Below are 16,343 nucleotides of genomic sequence, written 5' to 3'. Positions count from 1 at the left end.
CTACCCCCGCGCCAGCACCCGGGCCGACAACCAGCGCCGCACCGGCTCGTCGATCAGTTTCAGGCAGGCCCAGGCGATGGCCACCGCCGCCACGAACACCCCCGCCCCGACCAGGGCGCCTTGGGCGGCGGGGATTTTCCGGTCGATGACCCAGCCGGTGTAGATGTAGATCAGCGGATAGTGGGTGATGTAGAGCGGGTAGGACAGGTCGCCGAAGAAGCGGGCGATCCGCACGCTGGGACCGTCGGCGTCCTTCTCGCCGGCCCCGATGGCGACGATCAGCGGGAACAGCAGGATGATGCACGCGGCCTCGTAGAGGCCGTTCAGCCACAGCCGCTCGGTCCCGCCGAAGCGCGGCAACGCCAATGCAGCCACCAGAAGCAAGCTGCACAGAGCGAAGCCGTGGCGGACCTTGATCCGCTTGCCCAGCCGCATCAGCAGCACGCCGGCGAAGAACGGGAACATCACCCGCGTCAGGCCGATCTGGATGCCGTTGGCGTCCAGCGCCCACCCACCGATGACGTCGCCGCGCGGGCCCAGCACCAGCAGGCCGACCAGCGCCAGGGCCGAGACGGCCACCAGCACGCCCAGCCAGCGGATCGGCAGCTTCCGCAGGCCGACGGCGTAGAGGATGTTGGCGATGTACTCGTAGAACAGCGACCATTGCGGGCCGTTCAGCGGATAGATCTCGCCCCAGCCGCGGATCTCGGCCGACGGCCGCAGCGGGATCATCACAAAGCCCAGCAGCAGCACGCCGATCACCTGCCAGGTGGTCGCCGTCGGCAGCTTGGGAAAGATCGAATAGTGCTGGAAGGCCAGCAGCGCCGCGCCGACCAGGCCGCCGATGACGATCATCGGCTGCAGCCGCACCAGGCGGCGCTTGTAGAAGCTCCACTGGCTCATGCTCTCGCCCTGACCCTGGCCCTGGCCGCCCCAGCGGTCGTCATAGGCGTAGGCGATGACGAAGCCCGACAGCAGGAAGAAGAAGTCCACCGCCAGGTAGCCGTGGTTGATGATCTGCTTCTGGGGGCTGCCGCCGGCATAGGCCTCGAACAGGTGGAAGACCACCACCAGCAGCGAGGCCACGCCCCGCAGGCCGTCGAGAATGACGTAGTGGCTCTTGCCTGGGGTTGGAGCGGCGGCTGGGGCCGGGGCGATGGTCGAGGTCGCGGCGGCGGAAGACGTCATGAGCAGGCTTCGCTTGTTGTGAGGTGACGCCGAGGGTCGCCGGGTTCGCCGCCGGGCCGCAACCCTCTTTAGGCGCGCCTGGAGCGGGGCGACGGGCGCATGCGTCGCAACGCCCCCTCGCAACGCTGGACGCCTGACGGCGACAACAACGCAAGGCGCGTCCGACGGACGTCCTGGAAAATGCGAAGAAGCCGCCTTTGGTGAGGCGGCTCCATGCTCTCGGGAAAAACGCCTCAGAGGGCGAGAAACAGGCGCATCGCGAGATAGGCCGTCGCGAGCCAGAAGACGCTGCAGAAACCACCGCCGAACACCAGGGCGCGGCGGAAGTCGCGGCTGTGCAGAAGGCCGGGCGCGACCACGGGTCGCGAATCCTGCGTGTGAAACACCTTGGTCTCCTCCCGTGGCTCGGCGCTGTGGGGGCTCGCACCGTTAACCACGGCGCGACGATGTCACGAAACTGACGAAACACAACCTGAGCCTTCGCCTTTCAGGCGAATTTCAGCCCATTTTTCGCCTGATTTCGTGCGATTACACGCGAAAACCCGCCTTATCCGCCTTTTACGGCCGCCGCGATGTCGCCAACCACCTTGCGAACAAGGGCTGGATCGTCGCCCTCGGCCATGATACGGATCAGCGGCTCGGTGCCCGAGGCCCGCACCACGATGCGGCCATTGCCGTTCAGGGCGGCCTCGCCGTCGGCGATCGCCTCCTTGACGGCCTTGGCCTCCAGCGGCTTGCCGCCGGCGAAGCGGACGTTTTCCAGCAGCTGCGGCACCGGCTCGAACTGGCGGGCCAGAGCGCTCATCGGCTGGCCGGTCTCGATCATCACCGCCAGCACCTGCAGGGCGGCGATCAGGCCGTCGCCCGTGGTCGAGAAGTCCGACAGGATCAGGTGGCCCGACTGCTCGCCGCCCACATTGAAGCCGCCCTCGCGCATACGGGCCATGACGTAGCGGTCGCCGACGGCGGTGCGCTCCAGCGTCAGGCCCAGATCCCTGAGCGAGCGCTCGAGGCCGAGGTTCGACATCACGGTCGCCACCACCCCGCCGGCCTTCAGCTTGCCGGCCCGGGCATAGGCGCCGGCGATGATGGCCATGATCTGGTCGCCGTCGACGATCAGGCCCTTCTCGTCGCAGATCACCAGCCGGTCGGCGTCGCCGTCCAGGGCGATGCCGATGTCGGCGCGGTATTCGCGCACCAGCTTGGCCATCGCCTCGGGATGGGTCGAGCCGCATTCCTCGTTGATGTTGGTGCCGTCGGGCGTGTCGCCCAGGGCGATCACCTCGGCGCCCAGTTCGTAGAGCGCGGTCGGGGCGACCTTGTAGGCCGCGCCGTTGGCGCAATCGATGACGATCCGCAGGCCGGCCAGCGACAGATGACGCGGGAAGGTCGCCTTGACGATCTCGACATAGCGGGCCTGGGCGTCGTCGATGCGCTTGACGCGGCCAAGACCGCGCGGCGGCGCCAGGCCCTCCTGCAGGCCCTCGTCCATCAGGGCCTCGATCTTCAGTTCCTGCTCGTCCGACAGCTTGTAGCCGTCGGGGCCGAACAGCTTGATGCCGTTGTCGGCGAAGTTGTTGTGGCTGGCGCTGATCATCACGCCGAGGTCGGCACGCATCGAGCGGGTCATCATGGCCACGGCCGGGGTCGGCAGCGGGCCGAACAGCCGCACGTCCATGCCGACGCTGGTGAAGCCGGCGACGAGGGCCGGCTCGATCATGTAGCCCGACAGGCGGGTGTCCTTACCGATCACCACCAGGTGGCGGCGGTCGTCCTGCGAGCGGAACAGCTTGCCGGCCGCCAGGCCGACGCGCAGGGCGACTTCGGCGGTCATCGGGTGCTTGTTGGCCTGGCCGCGGATGCCGTCGGTGCCGAAATAGGCGCGCTTGCTCATGGGGGTCTTCATGTCGCTTAAGTGAACTTGCGCGGCCCATATAGAGCCTCGCCGGGGCGGAGTCTGGACCGCGAAACGATCCGAAATGCAGATTTACGTCGCTGGTCCCTGCACGAGTGCTAAAGGCCGCGCTCGAAATATCCCGTGCCGGCAGCAATAATCCTCCCGGCCGGTTCTACAAAGGATCATGTCCCATGTGCGGCATCATCGGCATCGTCGGTAAGGCCTCCGTCGCCGAGCGTCTGGTCGAGAGTCTGAAGCGGCTCGAATACCGGGGCTACGACTCGGCCGGGGTGGCGGGCGTGGTCGGCGGCAAAGTCGAGCGCCGCCGGGCCAAGGGCAAGATCGTCGCCCTGGAAGAGGTGCTGGCGGCCGAGCCGCTGACCGCCACGACCGGTATCGGCCATACCCGCTGGGCCACTCACGGCGCGCCCAATGTCGCCAACGCCCACCCGCACAGCGCCGGCCGCGTCACCCTGGTCCACAACGGCATCATCGAGAACTTCGCCGAGCTGAAGGCCGAGCTGGCCGCCGCCGGCCGGGTGTTCGAGAGCGACACCGACACCGAGGTCATCGCCCACCTGATCGACGCCGAACTGGCCACCGGCCTGGCCCCGCTGGAGGCCTTCAAGGCCACGCTCGACCGCCTGGCCGGCGCCTACGCGCTCGCCGTGCTGATCGAAGGCGCCGAGAACCTGGTGCTGGGCGCCCGCCGCGGCAGCCCGCTGGTGGTCGGCGAGGGCCAGGGCGAGATGTTCCTGGGCTCCGACGCCCTGGCCGTCGGCCCCTTCACCAACCGGGTGATCTATCTCGACGAGGGCGACTACGTGGCCCTCGACCACGACAGCGCCAGGATCTTCGACGCCTCGGGCGCGGCGGTGACCCGCCCCGTGCGCGTGGTGCCGACCAGCGCCGTGATGATGGAGAAGGGCAACTACCGCCACTTCATGGAGAAGGAGATCCACGACCAGCCGGAGGGGTGCCAGCGCACCATCGCCGCCTATGTGGACGCCCTGACCAGCCGCGCCGCCGTGCCCGGCGACATCGACTGGGCCAAGCTGGAACGCATCCAGATCGTCGCCTGCGGCACCTCCTACATCGCCGGCGTGGTCGGCAAGTACCTGATCGAGCAGTTGGCCGACCTGCCGGTGGACGTCGAGATCGCCTCGGAGTTCCGCTACCGCCAGCCGGCCCTGCGTCCCGGCGCCCTGGTCGTGGCCATGTCGCAGTCGGGCGAGACCGCCGACACCCTGGCGGCCCTGCGCTACTGCAAGGCCAAGGGCATGAAGAGCGCCGTGGTGGTCAACGCCACGGAGTCCACGATGGCCCGCGAGGTCGACGTGGTCTGGCCGATCCACTGCGGGCCGGAGATCGGCGTCGCCTCGACCAAGGCCTTCACCGCCCAGGTCAGCGTGCTGACCGCCATCGCCGTCGGCGCGGCCAAGGCCCGCGGGACGATCGACGCGGCCGAGGAACAGCGCCTGGTGAAGGTGCTGCTGGAGGCCCCGCGCCTGATCGCCGAGGCCATCGGCCTGGAAGATGCGCTCAAGGACATCGCCGCCGACGTCGCCAAGGCCCGCGACGTGCTCTATCTGGGTCGCGGTCCGATGTCGGCCCTGGCCCTGGAAGGCGCGCTGAAGCTCAAGGAGATCAGCTACATCCATGCCGAGGGCTACGCCGCGGGCGAGCTGAAGCATGGCCCGATCGCCCTGGTCGACGACAAGACCCCGATCGTCATCCTCGCGCCCCATGACAGCTGGTTCGAAAAGTCGGCCTCGAACATGAGCGAGGTCATGGCGCGCGGCGGCCAGGTGATCTTCATCACCGACACCGAAGGCGTGAAGCACGCCCCGGCCGGCGCCAAGGTCGTCGTCACCGCCCCGGCCAGCGACCCGCTGGTCTCGACCCTGGTGATGTCGGCCCCGATCCAGCTGCTGGCCTACCACGTCGCCGTGATCAAGGGCGCGGACGTAGACCAGCCGCGGAACCTGGCGAAGTCGGTGACGGTGGAATAACGCCTTTCCGAAGCAGAACGCGCATCCCCCCAACAGAAGTCATCGCCCGGCTTGTCCGGGCGACCCAAGCGGAATGTCAGGGTATGGCTGGCTCAGCTTGGGTCGCCCGCATGAAGCGGGCGATGACTTCTTTGAAAGGCTGGCTGGGGTTTAACCCGCCAACCCCTTCAGGATCGCCGGCTTCACCCTGAGGTCGGTCTCGCCGAACACCAGATCCTCGCGGCCGAAATACTCCTTCTGGCGCTTGGCGCACCAGTCGGTGGTGACCAGGGTCAGGCGGGCCTTGTCCGGGACCACCCGGCCGCCGGCATAGGCGAAGTCGCCGGTCAGCTTGTCGAACGGGAAGCCCCGGTCCTGGTCGGCGCGCGACAGGATGTCGGCGAGGGTCTTCGCATCGATCTCCGCCTTCATGATCGTCCCGTCGAAACGCACCACGGAGTCGTAGGCATAGCGGGTCAGGTCGCCGGCCGGCAGGCCCATGCCCATCGTGGTGTGCCCCATGAACCCGGCGTCGGCGCCCGCCGCCTTGGCCATCAGGCCGGCGACATGGCGGCCGCTGTCGCCCAGCGACAGGGCCTTGGGGATTTTCGCGACCACCGCCCGCTCCTGCGGCGTCAGGGTGGCGGCCAGGGTCTCGCGCACCTGGCGGGCCAGGGCCGCATCGGCCGGACCGCGCGGATCGACGACGACGCGGGCTATGCGGATCGGATCCTTGGCGCGCGAGCGGTCGATCGTGGCGACGGTCAGGGGCTGGCCCCAGGCGCCGGTGTGGACGTAGCGGCTGGATCCCTGCGCGTGCTCGACCGTCAGGTGGTTGTGGCCGCCGAGGAACAGCGTGCGGTCGGGCAGCGACGGCAGCAGCGGCCGGTCGGCGGGCAGGCCAGCATGGCTCATCACCACCAGCAGGCCGTCGTCGGGCGGCGAGCCCGGCAAATTGGATTGCGCCCACGGGGTCGGGGCGGGGATCGAGAGATCGGGGCGGATGGCCTTGGGATAGGTGTCGATCGAATTGGTCGCCCAGCCGACCAGATGCACCGGAAAGCCGAGATCGAGCGTCGCTCGCGACGAGGCCACCGGACGACCTGTGCGCTTGTCGACGATATTGCTGACCACGGTGATGCCCAGGGCCCGGGCGCGATCAGCGGCGGCGGCCACGTCCTCGACCAGGTCGGCGTCGTGGTTGCCGATGTTGATGACGGTCGGCGCCAGCTTGGCCAGGGCCTCCAGGAACGCCCAGTCCAGCGTCCCGCCGGTGCGCTTGGCGACGACGTTGCCGGCCTCGAACAGGTCGCCGTTCAGCAGGATCAGGCTGGGCGTCGCGTCGCGGCGGACGATGCGGCGCATGGCCTCCAGCAGGGCCGGCATGATCCCGTAGGCCGAGTGCAGGTCCGACAGCATCAGCACCCTGGCCCGGCCGGTGGCGGCAAGAGCGGCGGGCGCCAGCATCAGGCTCGCGGCCGTCGCGCCCAGCACCGTGCGCCTGTTCCAAACCGTCATGCCAGCCTCGTGCATTGCTTCGAGGACTGCCTAAGGCCTGTCGGCTTTCGTGGAAACCATCGAGCGCTCGCGGAGCCGAAATCCCGCCCTTCGACAGGCTCAGGGTGAGGATTTCTACTGCGCCATCCGAAGTCGTCCTCACCCTGAGCTTGTCGAAGGGCGAGGACGCCCCCTCACTTCTCGCTGTCGAGATGCGCCATCATCGCCGGGGCGTAGCGCGTGCCGGCCGCCGCGCCCTTGGGCACGGCCGCCTCGATGGCGGCGAGATCCTCGGCGGTCAGCACGACGTCGAGCGCGCCGAGGGCTTCCGACAACCGATCGCGGCGGCGGGCGCCGACCAGGGGGATGATGTCGTCGCCGCGCGAGGCGACCCAGGCGATGGCCACCTGGGCCGTCGAGACGCCCTTGGCCTCCGCCACCGCTCGCAGAGCCTCGACCAAAGCCAGGTTGCGGTCGAGGTTCTCGCCCTGGAAGCGCGGGCTGATGGTGCGGAAGTCACGGGCGCCGCGGACGGCGTCCTTGTCCCAGTGGCCGCTGATCAGGCCGCGCGACAGTACGCCATAGGCGGTGATCCCGATGCCCAGCTCGCGGGTGGTCGGCAGGATGGCGTCCTCGATGCCGCGCGACAGCAGCGAATACTCGATCTGCAGGTCGCTGATCGGGGCGACGGCGGCGGCGCGGCGGATGGTGTCGGCGCCGACTTCCGACAGGCCGATATGGCGGATGTAGCCGGCGTCGCGCAGCTCGACGAGGGCGCCGATGGTGTCCTCGATCGGCACGTCCGGATCCAGGCGCGAGGGGCGGTAGACGTCGATGTGATCGACCTGCAGGCGGCGCAGCGAATAGGTCAGGAAGCTCTTCACCGCCTTGGGCCGGCTGTCGTAGCCGAGGAAGGCGCCGTCGGGGCCGCGCAGGGCGCCGAACTTGACGCTGATCACGGCCTTGTCGCGGTCCTTGCCCTGCAGAGCCTCGGCGATCAGCATCTCGTTGTGGCCCATGCCGTAGAAGTCGCCGGTGTCGAGCAGGGTGACGCCGGCCTCCATCGCGGCATGGATGGTGGCGATGCTCTCGGCGCGGTCGGCGGGGCCGTAGAGGTCGTTGGACATGCCCATGCAGCCGAGGCCGAGGGCGGAGACGGCGGGACCGGTGGTTCCGAGCTTGAGGGTGCGCATGGCGATCTCCTTCGAACGGGCGCCCCTTTGGGGAGCGAGGAGCGCCGGTGTTGAACGCGCCGACTATGCCTTCGCGCGACCTGTGCGATAATCCGTTCAACCTCGCACGAGCCGTTCGAAATTTCGCACAATGGCCACGCCCGACCTCGCCGACCTGGACGCCTTCGCCGCCGTGTCCCGGGCGCGAAGCTTTCGCGGCGCCGCGGTAGGACGGGGCGTGTCGCCCTCGTCGTTGAGCGAGGCTGTGCGGCGGCTGGAGGCGGCGGTCGGCGTGCGTCTGCTCAACCGCACCACACGCAGCGTCACGCCCACCGAGGCCGGAGAGCGCCTGCTGGAGCGGCTGGCCCCGGCCCTGGCCGACGTGGCCGGCGCGCTGGACGCGGTGAACCAGTTCCGCGACAGCCCGACCGGAACCCTGCGCCTCAACGTGCCCGGCTCGGCCGCGAGGCTGGCCCTGCCCGACATCATCGGCCCGTTCCTGCACGCCCATCCGGGCATCACGCTGGAAATCATGGTCGAGGACAGCTTCGTCGACGTGCTGGCGGCCGGGGCCGACGCCGGGGTGCGCTATGGCGAGCGGCTGGAGAAGGACATGATCGCCGTGCCGCTGTCAGGCCCGGAACGCTACCAAGCGGCGGCCTCGCCGGCCTTCCTGGAACGCTATGGAACCCCGCGCCATCCCCGCGACCTGCTGGCCATGCCCTGCATCCGCCACCGCTTTCCCAGCGGCGCCCTGATCGTGCTGGAGTTCGAGAAGGACGGCGAGATCATCCGGGTTTCGCCCGAGGGACCGCTGATCACCTCGTCCTCCGAACTGGAGATCCGCGCCGCCGAGGAAGGCCTCGGGGTAATCGCCAGCTTCGAGGGGTTCCTGGCCCCTTCGGTGGCGGCCGGACGCCTCGTGCCGGTGCTGGAGGACTGGAACCCGCCGTTCGAAGGGCCCTTCCTCTACTATCCCAGCCGTCGGCACATGCCCGCCCCGCTGCGCGCCTTCGTCGACTTCGTTCGGGCCCGGCGCGGGGGAAGCTGAATCTTTTTCGGCGTTTGCCGCCTGTTCACCGTCTTCCGCCATGCTCGTGCGCGAAAGAACGAGGGGCCACCGCCTATGACCGTCCGCAGACGCCTGTCCGCTCGCCTCGACGCGGCGCTCGCCCGCCTGCGGGGCCTGTGCGCCGACACCCGCGGCGCCATCGCCGTATGGGTGGCCCTCAGCCTCATTCCGTTGTCGATCCTGTGCTTCGGCATCGCCGACATTAGCCGCGCGACCCTGGAACGCCGCAATCTGCAGGACGCCCTGGACGCCGCGACCCTGATCGCCGCGCGCTCGACGGCCACGGACGCGACCTCCCTGACCGCCATCGGCCTGCCGGCCCTCACGGCCGAACTGGGCTACGCCCCCGCCAGCGCCACGTTCACCCGCGTGGCGGCCGTGGCCGCCACCAGCACCAGCGCAGCGACGCCCGAGACCGTGGTCGGCAAGGCCAGCACCTCGATCACCCCGATCATCCTGAACCTGTGGACCACGTCCAAGACCCTGGCGGTCAGCGCCAAGTCCGAGGTCGTCCGTTCGTCCAAGAACCTGGAAGTGGCCCTGGTGCTCGACACCACCGGCTCGATGTTCGGCACCCGCCTGACCGACTTGAAGACGGCGGCGTCGGACGCCATCGACACCATCGTCCAGGACACCCAGACCCCGTTCTATTCGAAGATCGCCATCATCCCCTATTCGGTGGGCGTCGACGTCGGGACCTATGCCGACACGGTGCGCGGTCCCGTGGCCGTGCGCACTGTGACCAACATCGCCAACTGGACCACCGCCTCGGGCAAGAGCATCAGCGGCGTGACCAAGGCCAATCCGGCGGTCGTCACCATCACCGGCCACGGCTATTCCGCCGGCGACACGCTCTACATCAGCGGCGTCAAGGGCATGACCCAGCTGAACGGCCAGATCGTCACGGTCGCCAGCGTCGTAGACGCCAACAAGATCAAACTCAATATCAGGACTGACAGCGGCTACTCGACCTACACGTCGAGCGGCACGACGACCAAGTGCACGAACGCCCGCTGCACGGCCGTGGTCACCGCGGCGTCGCACGGCTACCTGAACGGCGACATCGTCGACATGGCCAGCGTCGGCGGCATGACCCAGCTGAACGGCAACAGCTATACGATCGGCACGGTGGCCACCAACACCTTCGAGCTGACCGGCGTGGCCGGCACGACGCTGTCGACCTACACCTCGGGCGGCACGGCGACCTGCAACACCACCACCAGCTACGCCTTCAGCTGCACCAATTTCACCTTCAACAGTACGTCCAACAGCACGACCACCTATAAGCTGACCACCTGCGCCACCGACCGCTCGGGAACATCCGGTTCGACCGACTACGCTTATACCGACGACTCGCCGAGCACCGCCCTTGTCGGCCGCCACTACTACAGCGCCACGACCTGCCCCTCGGAGGAGATCATGCCGCTGTCGAGCGACAAGACCGCCCTGAAGGCCAAGATCACCGCCTTCACCGCCTCGGGCTCGACCGCCGGCCAGATCGGCATCGACTGGGGTTGGTACATGGTCTCGCCCAACTTCAGCTCACTATGGTCCAGCAGCACCCAGAAGCCGGCGGCCTACGGCGCGACCGATCTGCTCAAAGTGGTCATCATCATGACCGACGGCGCCTTCAACACCGGCTATTGTCGGGGGGTTATGTCGAAGGATTCCGGCCAGAGCGGGACCAAGATCGACTGCTCGGCCACCAATGGCGACCTGTTCGACCAGGCCAAGGCCACCTGCACGGCGATGAAGAAGAAGAACATCGTGATCTACACGGTCGGCTTCGACGTGGGCAGCGACGCCGACGCCAAGGACATGCTGACCAAGTGCGCCACCGACAGCGACAAGGCCAAGTTCCCCTCCACCGGCTCGGAGCTGAAGGCGACCTTCAAGTCGATCGCCCAGGACATTTCCGCCCTACGGATCGCAAAATAGCGGGCCTGCCCCACGAATTCGGCCCATGAAAAAGGCCCCGTCCGCAAGGACGGGGCCTTTGGCGTTCAGGGACCAGAACCGGCCGGTCAGGCCAGCTTGATCTCGCGCAGGCGCTGCTGGAGGAATTCGTCGGCGGTGATCGAGTCCGGATAGCGGTCCGGGTTCTCGGCGGTGACGGTGCTGGGCAGGGTCTTGATCTCGTAGTCCGACGCGAAGTGCAGGAAGAACGGCGTCGAGTAGCGCGGCACGCCGCGGCGCTCGGGCGGCGGGTTCTGCACGCGGTGGATGGTCGAGGGCAGGACATGGTTGGTCAGGCGCTCGAGCATGTCGCCGATATTGACGACGATGCAGCCCGGCGGCGGGTTGATCGGCAGCCATTCGCCGTTGCGGTCCTGCAGCTCCAGCCCGCCTTCTTCGGCGCCGAGCAGCAGGGTGATGGTGTTGATGTCGCCGTGGGCGCCGGCGCGCACGCCGGTGGCGTCCTGCGGGATCGGCGGATAGTGCAGCAGGCGCAGCACGCTGTTGCCGTTCTCGACGGTCGGCTTGAAGAAGTCGCGGTCGAGCTTCAGGTAGGTGGCGATCGCCTCCAGCACCTTGCCGCCCATGCCGTCCAGCGCGTTGTAGAGCCAGCTGACGTCGTGCTTGAAGGCCGGGATCTCGGCCGGCCAGACGTTGTCGGCCATGGTGGCGCGGAAGCGGTGGCCGGGCGGCAGGTCGCGGCCCATGTGCCAGAATTCCTTCAGGTCGTGGTGCGTCGCGCCCTTGGCGGTCTCGACCCCGAACGGGATGTAGCCGCGCGCGCCGCCCTTGACCCCGGCATATTGCTTCTTGGTCTCGACCGGCAGGGCGAAGAAGGCCTTGGCGTCGTCGACGGCCGCGTCGATCCGGTCCTGCGGCAGGTCATAGTCCGCCAGCACGGCGAAACCATAGCGCTCGAACGAGGCGCCCAGCTCGCGGGCGAAACGGTCGAAGTCCTTGCTGTAGAGAGTGAACGAGACGGGCTCGATGGCGGATGCGGACACGGTTGGCCTTCAGAGTTAGTAAGACGGGCCTTACTACACCCAAGAGGCGGCGGAACGAAGGCCGTTGATCCCCCGCTCATGTCGTTTGTCGGAACTTGACCATAACGGGTGCGTTTCACCCGCTGATCCGACACTTCACGGGATAGACGGCAGATGACCAACAAGACCGCCTTCCGCGCCGCCGCTCTCGGCGCCCTCCTGATCGGCGCCGGCGCCATGACCGCCTGCACCACCACCGACCCCTATACCGGCATGCCGGTGCGCAACAACACCGGCACCGGGGCCCTGGCCGGCGCCGCCGGCGGCGCGCTGCTGGGCTACCTGACCAACACCAACAAGGGCGAGCAGGGCCGCAAGAACGCGCTGATCGGCGCGGGCATCGGCGCCCTGGCCGGCGGCGCCGTCGGCAACTACATGGACCGCCAGCAGGCCGACTTCCGCCGCAGCCTGGAAGGCTCGGGCGTCGCCATCCGCCGCAACGGCGACCAGATCGTGCTGGTCATGCCCAGCGACGTGACCTTCGCCGTCGACAAGTCGGACGTGCAGCCGCAGTTCACCCGCGTGCTCGACGACGTGGCCCGCACCCTGAACGCCTATCCCCAGACCACGATCGACGTGGTCGGCCACGCCGACAGCAGCGGTCCGGACGACTACAACCAGGCCCTGTCGGAGCGCCGCGCCGGCTCGGTGGCCGGCTATCTGACCGGCCCCGGCCGCGTGCTGCCCGACCGCGTCTTCGTGGCCGGCCAGGGCGAGCGCCAGCCGATCGCCACCAACGACACCGCCGAGGGCCGCGCCCAGAACCGCCGGGTCGAGATCATCCTGCGCCCGCTGACCCAGTAGCGCCAAAAATGGGGGGCGCGCCGGCTCGACCGGCCGCCCCTCTCCTGGCTAGAACGGGCGCATGAAGACCCGCGCCGACCTGTTCGCCTTCTTCGACGCCCACGGCGTCGACCATTCCACCCTCGACCACCCGCCGGTGTTCCGCGTCGAGGAGGGGCTGGAGATCAAGAAGGCCCTGCCCGGCGGTCACACCAAGAACCTGTTCCTGAAAGACGCCAAGGGCCAGCTGTGGCTGATCTCGGCCCTGGGCGAGACGGCGATCGACCTCAAGAAGCTGCACCACGTGATCGGCTCGGGCCGGCTGTCGTTCGGCCCGGAGGCGATGATGGTCGAGACGCTGGGCGTGACGCCGGGCTCGGTGACGGCCTTCGGCCTGATCAACGACGGCGACCGCAAGGTGCGCTTCGTGCTCGACAAGGCCTTGGCCCAGGCCGATCCGGTCAACTTCCATCCGCTGAAGAACGACGCCACCACCGCCGTCAGCCAGGCGGGTTTCCGCAAATTCCTGGCGGCGCTGGGCATCGAGCCGATGATCGTCGATTTCGAGGCGATGGCCGTGGTGGGCTGAGGACCCGAGGACCCGGGCGACCCGGCGCCCTTGCGCGACACAACCATAAGCCACATCATCCGCCCACAATAACCAAAAGGGGATGAAACCATGGTGTGGCTGCCGATCACGTCCGTTCTTTGCATCGCCAGCGTCGCGGGCCTGGTCGGGCTAAGCCTGCCCGTGGCCCTGCGCCGCACACGCACGCGGATCTCACTGGGCGAAGGCGGCGACGCGGTGCTGGCCGGCCGCATGCGCGCCCACGGCAACTTCATCGAGTACATGCCGCTGGGCCTGATCGCGATGGGCCTGGCCGAATTGCAGGGCGCACCGACCATCCTGGTGCTGGCCAGCGCCATCGCCCTGGGCGTCGGCCGGCTGATCCACGCCATCGGCATGTTGACCGGCGCCAAGGTGCCGCCGCGCGCCATCGGCATGGTGCTAACCTGGCTGGGCCTGCTGGGAGCTGGCGCGGGGGTCCTGTGGGCGATCCTCGGCCACGGCTGACGGCGACGATTGCGAACCGCGCGCTCAAGGACCATGTTGCGGCGCTGAACGACCCGCGCGTGAGAGAAGACCCCCCATGTCCCTGATCGGTGAAAAGCCCGCCCCCATCCAGGCCGGCGGCGGCAAGAGCGAGCACATCAAGGACGGGACCGACGACAGCTTCCTGGCCGACGTCATCGAGGCCTCGAAGGTCCAGCCGGTGATCGTCGACTTCTGGGCCACCTGGTGCGGCCCGTGCCGCCAGCTGACCCCGGCCCTGGAAAAGGTGGTCAACGCCGCCAAGGGCGCGGTCAAGCTGGTCAAGATCGACGTCGACAAGAACCCGGGCTTCGCCGGCCAACTGCGCGTGCAGTCGATCCCCACCGTCTACGCCTTCGTCGACGGTCAGCCCGTGGACGGCTTCCAGGGCGCCCTGCCCGAAAGCCAGATCCAGCAGTTCGTCGAGCGCATCTCGGGTCCGCCCGCGGCCGGCGCCGTCGACGAGCTGCTGGCCATGGCCAAGGAGAGCCTGGACGTCGAGGACTTGGGCGGCGCGGCCCAGGCCTTCGCCCAGGTGCTGCAGATGGAGCCGGACAACATCAAGGCGCTGGGCGGTCTGGCCCGCGTCTACCTGGCCGGCGGCGACCTGGAGCGCGCGGCCGAGATCGCCGCCATGGCGCCGACGACCGCCAAGGATCCTGACCTCGAAAGCGTCCGCGCCGCCTTGAAGCTGGCCGAGGCCGCTCCGTCCGAGACGGCCGCCTTCGAGCAGCGCCTGGCCGCCAACGCCGACGACCACGAGGCCCGGTTCGAACTCGCCAAGGCCCTGGCCGGCGCCGGGCGCCTCGACGCGGCCAGCGATCACCTGCTGACCATCATCCAGCGCGACCGCGCCTGGAACGACGAAGCCGCCCGCAAGCAGCTGCTGACCGTGTTCGAGGCCGCCGGTCCGACCTCGGAAGTGGCCAAGCAGGGCCGCAAGCGCCTGTCGTCGATCCTGTTCAGCTAGGAAACCCTGGCGGGACCACGCCGTTCACAATTCCAGTCAAGGAGGCCGCCATGCCGGGCGTTTACCGGAAGACCCTCGATTTGCCGCTGGTGATACCCGTGTTCCCGCTGGACGGCGCCCTGCTGCTGCCGGGCGGTCAGTTGCCGTTGAACATCTTCGAGCCGCGCTATCTGAACATGCTGGACGACGCCATGTCGGGCGAGCGGATCATCGGCATGGTGCAGACGCGAGCGGGCGGCGATAACGAGAGGCCCTCGCTGGCGCCGGTGGGCTGCGCGGGCCGGGTGACCAGCTTCGCCGAGACCAGCGACGGCCGCTACCTGATCACCCTGACGGGCGTGGCGCGGTTCCAGGTCGGTGAGGAGTTGCCGGTGCGCACGCCCTATCGTCAGGTACGGGCCGACTTCGCGCCCTACGACCTCGACCTTCATGAAGACCAGCAGGAGCCCGCCGGCGACGGCGCGCCGCTGCTCAGCGCCCTGCGCCGCTATCTCGACCACCGCGGCCTGGCCATCGACTGGACCGAGGCCCAGGCCGCGCCGTCCGACGCCCTGATCAACAGCCTGGCCATGGCCCTGCCGTTCGATCCTCTGGAAAAGCAGGCGCTGCTGGAGGCCCGCACCCTGGCCGACCGCCGCAGCACCCTGGTCACCCTGCTGGAGATCGACGCCGCCCAGGACGACGACGACCCGCCGTTGTTGCAGTAGGCGATGGCTCAGGCCGATGCCGTCGCGCCGCCGGCCTGAGCGGTCGGTTGCGGCGGGCCGAAGCGGTTGTCGCCGACGCCTCCGTCCTGCAGCAGGAAGACGATCAGCACGGCGATCCCGCCCGGCACGAGGTTCAGCAGCAGCCACCAGCCGCTGCGGTCGATGTCGTGCAGGCGGCGAATGCTGAGCGACAGGGCCGGGAGCAGCAGGAGCAGGCCCAGGTACTGCGCCACGGGGGCCGGCGACCGCGGCGGGGCGCCCCTCAGGCCGTCAGCCAAGCCCCACCCCATCCCCCACAGGTAAGCCACGCTCAAGAGCAGGGTCAGGGACAGCATCAGGAACTGCAGGAGCTCCGATCGGTCGGAACGCCCCCGAAAGTCGGCGAAGCGGATCAACGGCTTGAATATCGACACGGCGAGCTCCCGATAAAACACCACTCACGGTAGCATGTCGCGACGCGATGAAAAGCCTCTGTCCGAAAGACGCCGGCCTTACGGCTTCACTGCATCCCAGGCGGCCACTTGGTAGCCGTTTTCGGACAGGCACTGGGCCACGGCCGCCTTGTGGCGCTCGTCATAGGCCGCGCGCTGGCTCTTGCTGCCCTTGGCCTTGTCGTAGGGGACCTTGAGCACCAGCCCGGTCGGGCCGGGCGGCAGGTCGCGGGCGGTGGCGCTGGCCGGGTGCACCTTGAAGCCGCTGGTCTTGCCGGCCCGCACCTCGTCGCGGCACGAGGCGAAGGTCGAGGCGAAGGCCTTTTCGTCGCTGGCCTTGGTCGCCAGGCGCGGGGAATAGCCGCCGTCGCCGCCCCCCATCGAGCCGCAGGCGGCGAGGGTCAGGGCGCTGGTGGCCGCGGCGGCGGCCAGGAAGGTCCGTTCGATGACGGTCATGAATGAGGTTCCAGGATCGTTGTTATCGCTCCTGCGACAACCGCGGCCACGCACGGAGGTTCCGGGACGTCCGGCGGCGGGGCTTTC

The 16,343-nt window shown here is 68.6% G+C and carries 16 protein-coding genes; 8 read left to right on the top strand and 8 right to left on the bottom strand.

Annotated elements, in window-relative coordinates; all coding sequences use genetic code 11:
* From I4Q42_RS22215 to glmM, 3 genes are all read right to left on the bottom strand, one after another.
* Positions 1-1,188, bottom strand: coding sequence for an acyltransferase family protein (locus I4Q42_RS22215; RefSeq protein WP_198578280.1), 1,188 nt, complete (start codon positions 1,186-1,188; stop codon positions 1-3).
* A gap of 233 nt (positions 1,189-1,421) precedes the next feature.
* Positions 1,422-1,574 carry a hypothetical protein gene (locus tag I4Q42_RS22210; RefSeq protein ID WP_198578279.1) on the bottom strand — a complete coding sequence of 51 codons (153 nt, stop codon included), beginning with the start codon at positions 1,572-1,574 and terminating at the stop codon, positions 1,422-1,424.
* Between the two features lie 161 nt (positions 1,575-1,735).
* Positions 1,736-3,082: a phosphoglucosamine mutase gene (gene glmM / locus I4Q42_RS22205; RefSeq protein WP_198578278.1), complete on the bottom strand. Its 1,347-nt coding sequence runs from the start codon at positions 3,080-3,082 to the stop codon at positions 1,736-1,738.
* 194 nt (positions 3,083-3,276) lie between these two features.
* On the opposite strand from glmM, the gene glmS reads away from it, so the two are divergent.
* Complete coding sequence (gene glmS, locus I4Q42_RS22200; protein ID WP_198578277.1) at positions 3,277-5,097, top strand: glutamine--fructose-6-phosphate transaminase (isomerizing); 1,821 nt, start codon at positions 3,277-3,279, stop codon at positions 5,095-5,097.
* 150 nt (positions 5,098-5,247) lie between these two features.
* Here glmS and I4Q42_RS22195 read toward each other — a convergent pair whose 3' ends face one another.
* Together I4Q42_RS22195 and I4Q42_RS22190 are read right to left on the bottom strand one after the other, a co-directional pair.
* Positions 5,248-6,594, bottom strand: coding sequence for a metallophosphoesterase (locus I4Q42_RS22195; RefSeq protein WP_198578276.1), 1,347 nt, complete (start codon positions 6,592-6,594; stop codon positions 5,248-5,250).
* A 173-nt stretch (positions 6,595-6,767) separates the two neighbouring features.
* Positions 6,768-7,766: an aldo/keto reductase gene (locus tag I4Q42_RS22190; RefSeq protein ID WP_198578275.1), complete on the bottom strand. Its 999-nt coding sequence runs from the start codon at positions 7,764-7,766 to the stop codon at positions 6,768-6,770.
* A gap of 130 nt (positions 7,767-7,896) precedes the next feature.
* Here I4Q42_RS22190 and I4Q42_RS22185 point away from each other — a divergent pair, with 130 nt between their 5' ends.
* Both I4Q42_RS22185 and I4Q42_RS22180 read left to right on the top strand, forming a co-directional pair.
* Positions 7,897-8,796, top strand: a complete 900-nt coding sequence (locus tag I4Q42_RS22185; protein ID WP_198578274.1) for a LysR family transcriptional regulator — start codon at positions 7,897-7,899, stop codon at positions 8,794-8,796.
* Positions 8,797-8,871: 75 nt separating this feature from the next.
* Positions 8,872-10,755, top strand: a complete 1,884-nt coding sequence (locus tag I4Q42_RS22180) for a ubiquitin-activating E1 FCCH domain-containing protein (protein WP_198578273.1) — start codon at positions 8,872-8,874, stop codon at positions 10,753-10,755.
* An 86-nt stretch (positions 10,756-10,841) separates the two neighbouring features.
* Here I4Q42_RS22180 and I4Q42_RS22175 read toward each other — a convergent pair whose 3' ends face one another.
* Positions 10,842-11,777: an isopenicillin N synthase family dioxygenase gene (locus I4Q42_RS22175; RefSeq protein WP_198578272.1), complete on the bottom strand. Its 936-nt coding sequence runs from the start codon at positions 11,775-11,777 to the stop codon at positions 10,842-10,844.
* Between the two features lie 153 nt (positions 11,778-11,930).
* On the opposite strand from I4Q42_RS22175, the gene I4Q42_RS22170 reads away from it, so the two are divergent.
* From I4Q42_RS22170 to I4Q42_RS22150, 5 genes are all read left to right on the top strand, one after another.
* Positions 11,931-12,620, top strand: a complete 690-nt coding sequence (locus I4Q42_RS22170; RefSeq protein ID WP_198578271.1) for an OmpA family protein — start codon at positions 11,931-11,933, stop codon at positions 12,618-12,620.
* A gap of 61 nt (positions 12,621-12,681) precedes the next feature.
* Positions 12,682-13,188 (top strand): prolyl-tRNA synthetase associated domain-containing protein, encoded by a 507-nt coding sequence (locus I4Q42_RS22165; RefSeq protein WP_198578270.1) that lies wholly within the window; start codon positions 12,682-12,684, stop codon positions 13,186-13,188.
* A 90-nt stretch (positions 13,189-13,278) separates the two neighbouring features.
* A complete protein-coding gene (locus I4Q42_RS22160; protein WP_198578269.1) occupies positions 13,279-13,674 on the top strand; it encodes an MAPEG family protein in 396 nt (131 codons plus the stop codon).
* Positions 13,675-13,750: 76 nt separating this feature from the next.
* Entirely contained in the window at positions 13,751-14,662 is a 912-nt protein-coding gene (trxA, locus tag I4Q42_RS22155; protein ID WP_198578268.1) for a thioredoxin, read from the top strand.
* Positions 14,663-14,712: 50 nt separating this feature from the next.
* Entirely contained in the window at positions 14,713-15,369 is a 657-nt protein-coding gene (locus I4Q42_RS22150) for an LON peptidase substrate-binding domain-containing protein (protein ID WP_198578267.1), read from the top strand.
* A gap of 8 nt (positions 15,370-15,377) precedes the next feature.
* On the opposite strand, the gene I4Q42_RS22145 is transcribed toward I4Q42_RS22150, so the two are convergent.
* Together I4Q42_RS22145 and I4Q42_RS22140 are read right to left on the bottom strand one after the other, a co-directional pair.
* A complete protein-coding gene (locus tag I4Q42_RS22145) occupies positions 15,378-15,782 on the bottom strand; it encodes a DUF805 domain-containing protein (protein ID WP_198578266.1) in 405 nt (134 codons plus the stop codon).
* Between the two features lie 78 nt (positions 15,783-15,860).
* Entirely contained in the window at positions 15,861-16,256 is a 396-nt protein-coding gene (locus I4Q42_RS22140) for a hypothetical protein (protein ID WP_198578265.1), read from the bottom strand.
* Between the last annotated feature and the right edge of the window lie 87 nt (positions 16,257-16,343).

It is taken from the genome of Caulobacter hibisci (genome assembly GCF_016135805.1).
GTDB classification, from domain to species: domain Bacteria; phylum Pseudomonadota; class Alphaproteobacteria; order Caulobacterales; family Caulobacteraceae; genus Caulobacter; species Caulobacter hibisci.
This window is presented reverse-complemented; position numbering and strand designations above follow the sequence as displayed.